This is a genomic window from Burkholderia sp. E168m23, from assembly GCF_016586125.1.
Classification (GTDB): domain Bacteria; phylum Pseudomonadota; class Gammaproteobacteria; order Burkholderiales; family Burkholderiaceae; genus Burkholderia; species Burkholderia orbicola.
In genome coordinates this window covers 1-8187 of sequence record NZ_BCPP01000217.1, presented here as the reverse complement: position 1 = coordinate 8187, position 8187 = coordinate 1, and the positions used below count along the sequence as shown (strand labels likewise).

6 protein-coding genes are annotated in these 8187 nt (G+C 68.7%); 1 reads left to right on the top strand and 5 read right to left on the bottom strand.

Features of this window, described 5'->3' with window-relative positions:
* Positions 1-29 precede the first annotated feature (29 nt).
* From JMF90_RS13665 to JMF90_RS13655, 3 genes are read right to left on the bottom strand one after another with little or no spacing between them, the layout of a single operon-like run.
* Entirely contained in the window at positions 30-1067 is a 1038-nt protein-coding gene (locus JMF90_RS13665) for a sialidase family protein (RefSeq protein ID WP_201317270.1), read from the bottom strand.
* 15 nt (positions 1068-1082) lie between these two features.
* The gene (locus JMF90_RS13660) at positions 1083-1895 is read right to left on the bottom strand and encodes an SDR family NAD(P)-dependent oxidoreductase (protein ID WP_011549886.1); all 813 of its coding nucleotides are present in this window, start codon (positions 1893-1895) and stop codon (positions 1083-1085) included.
* Between the two features lie 49 nt (positions 1896-1944).
* Positions 1945-3525 (bottom strand): acetolactate synthase large subunit, encoded by a 1581-nt coding sequence (locus tag JMF90_RS13655; protein WP_054928656.1) that lies wholly within the window; start codon positions 3523-3525, stop codon positions 1945-1947.
* Positions 3526-3915: 390 nt separating this feature from the next.
* On the opposite strand from JMF90_RS13655, the gene JMF90_RS13650 reads away from it, so the two are divergent.
* On the top strand, positions 3916-6021 hold the full coding sequence (locus JMF90_RS13650) for a TonB-dependent siderophore receptor (protein WP_011549887.1): 2106 nt from the start codon (positions 3916-3918) through the stop codon (positions 6019-6021).
* 35 nt (positions 6022-6056) lie between these two features.
* Here JMF90_RS13650 and JMF90_RS13645 read toward each other — a convergent pair whose 3' ends face one another.
* Both JMF90_RS13645 and JMF90_RS13640 read right to left on the bottom strand, forming a co-directional pair.
* The gene (locus JMF90_RS13645) at positions 6057-7310 is read right to left on the bottom strand and encodes an arsenic transporter (RefSeq protein WP_011549888.1); all 1254 of its coding nucleotides are present in this window, start codon (positions 7308-7310) and stop codon (positions 6057-6059) included.
* 37 nt (positions 7311-7347) lie between these two features.
* Positions 7348-8187: MFS transporter (locus tag JMF90_RS13640; protein ID WP_201325160.1), on the bottom strand; the 840-nt coding region annotated here is incomplete at its 5' end.

Below are 8187 nucleotides of genomic sequence, written 5' to 3'. Positions count from 1 at the left end.
ATATCGGACAGTGTCATCGTTCGCTCCGCTCAATGGGTCGACTGCGCGTGGGCGGCCAGCGGCGCCTCGAACGGCGTCCACGCGACCGCCGTGATCTCGCTGAACTCGCGCCATTCCTTGGTCCAGTTACGGCCGCCGTCGCGCGAGCGGAACAGGTGCCCGTACTTGGTGCCCGCATAAACGAGCGCCGGCCGGGCCGCATGCGCGCCGAACGCCCAGAACGTGGAGTTCGGCGGCGTGTGCAGATCCGTCTCGTGCCACGCATGGCCGCGGTCGGTCGAGCGATAGATGCGGCTGCGGGTGCCCGGCGTACCGTCGCCGATCGCCATCAGCAGGTCGCCTTCCGGTTCCGGCAGTTGCACGACGGTGCGCGTGTAGTACAGCCCGTCGAAGCGGTCACGCGACAGCTTGCCGTCCCACGTCAAGCCGTCGTCCTCGCTCACGTACACCGCGTTGACCGTCAGCAGCACCGTGGTCTTCGGGCGGCCTTGCATGGCGGGCAGGATGGCGATCGCGTGAATGTCGCTGTTGCGGATCGCGGTGCCGGGGCCGTCCACGCGCGTCCAGCTCGCACCGGCATCGCGGCTGCGCCACGCGCCGCCCTCCTCCACGCCGTACCAGACGTTGCGGCTGTCGTCCAGATCCACGCAGATCGTCAGCAGCCGCGGACGATTGACGCCCGAGCAAAACTCCGGAAACGCGGGTGCCGTTCTCTCCCAGGTCACGCCCGCGTCGCTCGACTTGTAAAGCGCGGCGCGCGACGGCGCGCCGGTGCCCGCGTAGAGCACCGCCGGGTTCGCCGGATCGATCGCGATCGACCAGACCGTCTGCCCGTTCAGCAGGTTGTCAGGCCGGAACCAGTGCGCGCCGCCATCCTCGCTGATGCACAGGCCCGAATCGGCGCCGGCATAGATCCGCGACGGCGTCGCGGGGCACACCGCGAGCGCGCGCACGATGCCGTCGAACTCGATCGGTTCGGCGAGCCCGAGGCGATGCCAGGTCTTGCCGTCGTCGTTCGAGCGCAGGATGCCTTGCCCGGCGGTGGCGACCAGTACGGTTGCGGTCATGAAATGCTCCTTGTGTCAGAGAAAAATGCCGCGCGTGAGCCCGCCGTCGCAGCCGATCGACTCGCCGGTGATCGAGCCGGACTTCGGCGACGCGAGAAACGCGACGATCCACCCCATTTCTTCCGGCTGCAGCACGCGACGGATCGGCGTGACCTTCACGTAGTTGGCCGCGACCTCCGCGGCCGTGAGCCCTTGCTTCTGCGCTTCCTTCTCGTAGAGCTCGTGGATGTGCGGCGTCTCGACGACGCCCGGGTGAATCGTGTTGACCGTGATGCCGAACGGACCGAGCTGGTCGGACAGCGTCTTGGTCAGGTGCACGATCGCCACGTTGCGCATGCCGGACAGCTGCTTGCTGCCGCGGCCGGTCAGGCCGCCGATATTGACGATCCGGCCGAAGCCGTTGCGCCGCATATACGGCGCGGCCGCCTTCGCACAACGCAGGTAGCCGACCACCTTGATGTCGATGTCCTGCAGCAGCCCCTGCGGATCGGCGTGCTCCAGCTCCGCGCGCACGAGCCCACCCGGATGCGCGGCGCCGTTCAGCAGGACGTCGAGCCGGCCGAAACGCTCGACGCTCGCGGCCATCGCCGCTTCGATCGACGCCATGTCGGTCGTGTCCACCGTGACGGGCAGGATCTCGCCGGCCGCGTCGCCGAGCGGCGCAAGCGCCGTGCGAATCTCGGCGGCGGCCGCTTCGAGGTGTTCGATGCGGCGCGCGGCGATCGCGACGTTGACGCCTTCGCGCGCCAGTTCGAGCGCGACCGCCTTGCCGATGCCCATGCTGCCGCCGGTGATGAACGCGGCTTTTCCGTGCAGTTGCAGATCCATGTCGATGAAAGGTGAGAGTCGGGATTGAGGAAAGGAGCGGGTTGCGCGATCAGGACAACTGCATTTCGACGAGCGTCGGCCCGTCGGTGCGCGCAAGCGCATCGTCGAGCGCTTGCACCAGCGCACGGGTGTCGCTCGCGCGTTGAGCCGGCACGCCGTAGCCGCGTGACAGCGCGAGCCAGTCGATCGGCGGGTCGTCCAGTTGGGTCAGGCGGCTGGCATGCGGCGTATCCGCCGGCAGGCCGCTGCGCGCGAGTTCGGTCTGCAGGATGCCGTAGCGCCGGTTCGAGGCGATCAGCATCACGATCGGCAAACGCTCGCGCGCCATCGTCCACAGCGACTGGATCGTGTACTGCGCACTGCCGTCGGACTGCAGCGCGAACACGCGGCGGTCCGGGCACGCGACGGCGGCGCCCAGTGCCACCGGCAGGCCCTGGCCGATCGCCCCGCCCGTGTTCGTGAGAATCGTGTGGCGACGCGCGCGCGCCGATGCGGTCACGAACGGATAGCCGCACGTGCCGCCCTCGATCGACACGATCGCGTCGTCGGGCAACGCATTCGCGAGCACGCGGCCGACGGCCTGCGGCGTGAGCGGGCCATCCTCCACGCGCCAGCGCTCGACGCGTACACCCGCGTCGTTCGTCGACGCGCCGATGCGATCGGCCAGCGCCTCCAGCGCGTCGTCCGCCGCGTCGCCCGGCGCGGCCAGCGTGACGATGTCCTCCGGTCGCGCGAGTTCGCCGGGAATGCCCTCGTAGCCGAAGTAGGTGACGGGCGCAAGCGCGCCGGCCAGCACCACGCGCCGGCCGGCCAGCGCGGCCAGCGCCGGCTCGGGGAAATAAGGCAGGCGGTCGATGTCCGGCAGGCCGCCGCCGCGCTCCTCGCGCGCGGGAAACGTCTCGCTGAAGCAGGTCGCGCCGGTCGCGGCCGCGATGCGCGCCGCCGCACGCTGCCCGCGGGCCGACAGCGCGCGCGCGCCCATCAGCAGGACGGCGCGATGGCCACTGAGCAGCAGATCGGCAACCCGTTCGACGCGAGCGGCATCGAACGACACCGCGGCCGGGCGCACGACGGCGGGCGACGCCGCGCCGCGCACCCTGGCCGACTGGAGATCGACGGGCAGCACGAGGGTCGCGACGCCGCGCTGCGCGCCCATCGAGGCCGAAATCGCATCGGCCGTATCGGTCGCGAGATCCGTGTCGCGCGCCACGCTGCGATACCACACCGACACCGGACGGGCGAGCGACTCGATGTCGGACGTCAGCGGCGCGTCGTACTTCAGATGCTCCCGCGTGTGATCGCCGACGATGTTCAGGATCGGCGTGCGGGCGCGGCGCGCATTGTGCAGGTTGGCAATGCCGTTCGCGTGGCCGGGCCCGAGGTGCAGCAGCGTCATCGCGGGCTTGCCGGCCATGCGGCCATAGCCGTCCGCGGCGCCCGTGCACACCCCCTCGAACAGCCCGAGGATCGAGCGCATGCCCGCCACGGTATCGAGCGCACCGACGAACGGCATCTCGGTCGTGCCGGGATTGGCGAAACAGACGTCGACGCCGGCGTCGCGCGCCGTGGTGAGGACGACGCTCGCCCCGCTGCTTGTTTCGATATCGCTGTCCGACTGTGGGATGTTCATGCGGCTGCTCGACGGGTTTGGCTGAAGTGGTTTTAATGTAATCCCGAATTACGGTATTTGTCAAACGACCCACTCCGTTTTTCCGATCCACGACGGATCACGTCTACCCGACATTTCTCGCAATTTCACCGTACGAACGAGATGGAGGCACTATCCGATCCCCTCCACGAAACGATTAATTTCCCACAATTCGGTATTTTGCAAAACCCGCACACCAGATCGACCGCCTCCGTGCCGTGCACCCTTCCCCTCCCCATCAATTCTCAAAATTACGATTGCAAATGCCTCTCATTTGCATTAAATTGCCGCGCAAATGTACTGTTTGGAACACAGATGTCGACGCGAGGCCGCCCGCCGTGCCCGAACGCACCGACACAGCACGGGAGGAGTATGAGCAGGAGGAACTGGGCGGCCGCACCGATGGCCATCGTCGTCGGCACGACCGGCATGGGCGCAGCCGACGCGCAGGAAACGGCGCTGCCCACCATCGAGGTCTCCGCGCAACGCGCGACGGCGCCGTTTCGCACGCGCGAATCGACGAGTGCGACGCGCAGCGAGGCGGACGTGATGGAGATTCCGTTCGCGGTCAGCAGCGTCGACACGAAGCTGATCCAGACCGTGGCCGCCACGCGCGGCGACGATCTTTACGACTGGGTCGCGGGCGTCTCGCGCCAGAACAACTTCGGCGGCCTGTGGGACAACTACGCGGTGCGCGGCTTCGCCGGCGACGGCAACACGTCCGGCACCGACTACCTGGTCAACGGCTTTTCGTGGAATCGCGGCATGAGCGTGCCGCGCGACACCGTCAACCTCGAGCGCATGGAAGTGCTCAAGGGGCCGGCGTCCGCGCTGTATGGCCGCGGCGATCCGGGCGGGATCATCAGCTATACGACGAAGCAGCCTCAGTTCGCCCGCGCGAACACCATCGGCGTGTCGGCCGGCAGCTACGGCGCGTTGCGCCAGACACTCGATTCGACCGGCCCCGTCACGAAATCGCTCGCGTACCGCTTCGTCGCGATGAACGAGAACAACGGCAGCTTTCGCGACACTGTGTCGAGCAAACGCTACCTGTTCTCGCCGTCGTTCACGTGGGACATCGGCGCGGACACGACGCTCCACTACGAATTCGAGAGCGCGCGTCAGCGCGCGCCGCTCGATCGCGGCGTGCTGGCGGTCAACGGGCAGTTGGGCGTGATCCCCGCGTCGCGCTTTCTCGGCGAGCCGCGCGACGGCGACTACGACGTGCGCAACACGGGTCACCAGTTCACGCTCGAGCATCGCATCGATTCAAGCTGGTCGATCAATGCCGGCGTCGCGCAACGCAACACCGACCTGACGGGGCGCTCGTCCGAGGCCTTCGCGTTGCAGCCGGACGGCCGCACGCTGTGGCGCCGCTACCGGCAGGTCGCGTTTCACTCGAACGACCTGCAAGGCCGTCTCGAAACCACCGGCGCGTTCCGCACGGGCAGCATCGGCCACACGCTCGTGATGGGCGTCGATGCGTATCGCTTCAACTACGACCAGTTCGTCACGCGCTCCACGCCGAGCGCTTCGGTGCCGTATGCGATCGACATCTTCGATCCGGTCTACGGCCAGCCCGCGCCGACGCCGCGCACCGCGACCAACCTGCTCGAACGCGACGACGGACAAGGCGTCTACGCGCAGGACACGCTCGCGTTCGGGCCGCACTGGAAAATCCTGGCCGGGCTGCGCTGGGATCGCTTCCACCAGTCGATCGACAACCGCCTGAAGGGCATGACGACGAGCCAGCTGCAGACCGCGGTGAGTCCGCGTATCGGCGTCGTGTATGAAATGAGCCCCGCGTGGTCGTTCTATGCGAACACCGCGTATTCGTTCCGGCCGAACAACGGTGCCGACATCAACGGCCGCGCGTTCGATCCCGAAAAGGGCCACGGCTACGAAGCCGGCGCGAAATGGGCCGGCGCGCGCTCGCTCACGACCGTCTCGGCGTTCTACGTCACCAAACGCAACGTGCTCACCGCCGATCCAGCGAATGCCGGCTTCTCGCGCGCGGCCGGCGAAGTGCGCAGCCGCGGCATCGAATTCGAATGGAGCGGCGACCTCGGTCACGGCCTGCGCGGCATCGCGAACCTCGCGTACGTCGACGCCGAGGTCACGCGCGATTCGGTGCTGGCGCCCGGCTCGCGCCTCGTCGACGTACCGCGGCTGAGCGGCAGCGCGCTGCTGATGTACGAGACGACCCTGCCGTTCGCGGACAAGGCCGGCGCGGGTGCCGGCGTGATCTACGTCGGGCGCCGCGCCGGCAACACGGCCAACACGCAGGACGGCTTCGAGCTGCCGGCCTACGCGACCGTGCAGCTCAACGGCTACCTTCAGGTCAACAAGCACCTGCGTGCGTCGGTCGTGCTGAACAACCTGTTCAACCGCACCACCTACGTCAGCTCGTACAACAGCCTGTGGGTCACGCCGGGCGCGCCGCGCAGCCTGTTAGCATCGCTCGCCTACTCGTTCTAGCGCGGCCGGGCGGCTGACGCGACCGCCATCGCGCGTCAGCCGCCTACCACGAAGCGCGCCCCCAGCGCGAGCAGCAACGCCGGCAGCATCACGCACGCCCCGACCGCGAGGAATGCGCGGAAACCGACCTGCAGCCCTTCGCGCCGGATCGCCGCGAGCCACAGAATCGTCGCGAGCGAACCGGTGATCGACAGGTTCGGGCCGAGATCGACGCCGATCAGAATCGCGTCGACCACCGTTTGCGGGCTGTGCGCGGCCTGGATCGTCGAACTCGCGATCAGCCCGGCAGGCAGGTTGTTGACCGCGTTCGACACCAGCGCGACCGCGACGCCGGCCACGGCCGCGGCGACGTGCTCGCCGCTTTGCATCAGCGTATGCAGCAGCCCCGCTAGTACGCGCACCGCGCCGGTCCGGTCGAGCGTCTCGACGACGACGAACAAGCCCGCGACGAGCGGCAGCACGCTCCATGAAATCGCGCGAACGATCGGCACGCAGGCCGCGCGATCCCGCATCACCACGCACGCGACCGTGACGACACCCGCCAGCGCGGTCGGCAACCCGAGCGGGCGGTCGAACACCGACACCGCCATCAGTGCGACGGCCGTTGCGGCGATGCCCGCGAGCGCGATGCGTCCACCGCTCGTCAGCGGCTGCACCGGCAGCCCCGACTCGCAACGGCCGGCAAGCGCACGTCGCTGCACGATCCTCAGCATGACGAACGTGCACGCGATCGACGCGACGGACGGCGCCGCGAAGTGCGCGAGCCAGACGCCGAGCGCCGGCATGTGCGCGCCGTACAGCACCAGGTTCGCCGGATTCGAAATCGGCAGCACGAAGCTCGCGGCATTGGCGACGAGCGCGCAGCTGTACAGCAGCGGCATCGGGTCGGCCTTCGCGCGACGCGCGGCGGCCAGGATCGCGGGTGTCAGCACGACGGCGGTCGCGTCGTTCGACAGGAACACCGTGGTGACGACACCGACGCCGTAGATCAGCGCGAACAGCCGCCGCGGCGAGCCCTGCGCGAGATTGACGACGTGCGTCGCGACCCAGTCGAACAGCCCCTCGCGACGGGCCGCCTCGGACAGCAGCATCATGCCCGTCAGAAAGAGGTACACGTCGCCGCCTTTCGCGACGGCGTCCAGCGCCTGCGCGACGGGCAACAGGTTCAACACGACCAGCAGCAGCGCGCCGCTCACGGCCCAGATGGCCTCGGGCCAGCCGAACGGGCGCGTGATGACGCCCGCGGTGGCGAGCGCGGAAATCAGCCAGGCAAGCGAAACAGGATTCATGGGCAAGTGGATGGAGGCATGGGAATCGATATCGCTTTCACAATGATGTCGCCGACAGATCGGCCGGCTTGCCGCATACGCTGCTCAGCGAGCGCGCGTGACCGAGCCACAGCGCGAGCGAGCCCGTCGACACGGCGCCCAGTACGACGAACGCGGCCGGATAACCGAAGTGCTGCGCGAGCACGCCGCCCAGCACGGGGCTGAGCGCCGCGCCGATGCCCTGCGCGGTCGCGACGGCGCCCTGCCCGGCATTCACGCGGCCAGAGCCATGCAGCAGCCGAACCACGAGCGCGGGCACGACCACGCTTTGCAGGCCGGCGCCGATGCCGTCGAGCACCTGCACCGGCCACACGCCCGCTTCGCTCATCCACGCCGCGGCGACCACCCCGCGCACCGGCAGCACGAGGTACGAGAACAGCAGCACGCGCCAGTAACCGTGCGAGCGAATCAGACGGGGCGCGAGCCACGCCGCCGCGACCATCACGAACTGCGCGATGACGATGGTCTGTGCGGTGAACGCGCTCGGGTTGCTGCGATGCGTGACGACGACACCCATCCCGTAGAGCGGCAGCATCGCTGCATTGCCGAGGTGAAACAGCGCGAGCGACGCGCCGAGCAGCACCAGCGGCCGGTTTTCGGCGAGCGTGCGCAGACCGCTGACGCGCGACGTCGGCGCCGCGCCGACCGCATCGGGATGCGCGGCATCCGTGCCCGGTGTGACGCCGGCAGGATCGAGACCACGGGCGGACGCATGATCGATCGCCTGCCCGGGAATCGCCAGCGTGCTCACGATGGCGAGGACCGTAAACACGCCGACGAGCGCGAACACGGCGTCGAATCCGGCATGCCAGCCGAGCCACCCCGCGAGCGCCGCGCC

What these genes read in the sequence shown, in the direction of transcription:
- JMF90_RS13665 (WP_201317270.1), bottom strand. Translation starts at nt 1,067, where the DNA reads ATGACCGCAACCGTACTGGTCGCCACCGCCGGGCAAGGCATCCTGCGC.
- JMF90_RS13660 (WP_011549886.1), bottom strand. Translation starts at nt 1,895, where the DNA reads ATGGATCTGCAACTGCACGGAAAAGCCGCGTTCATCACCGGCGGCAGC.
- JMF90_RS13655 (WP_054928656.1), bottom strand. Translation starts at nt 3,525, where the DNA reads ATGAACATCCCACAGTCGGACAGCGATATCGAAACAAGCAGCGGGGCG.
- JMF90_RS13650 (WP_011549887.1), top strand. Translation starts at nt 3,916, where the DNA reads ATGAGCAGGAGGAACTGGGCGGCCGCACCGATGGCCATCGTCGTCGGC.
- JMF90_RS13645 (WP_011549888.1), bottom strand. Translation starts at nt 7,310, where the DNA reads ATGAATCCTGTTTCGCTTGCCTGGCTGATTTCCGCGCTCGCCACCGCG.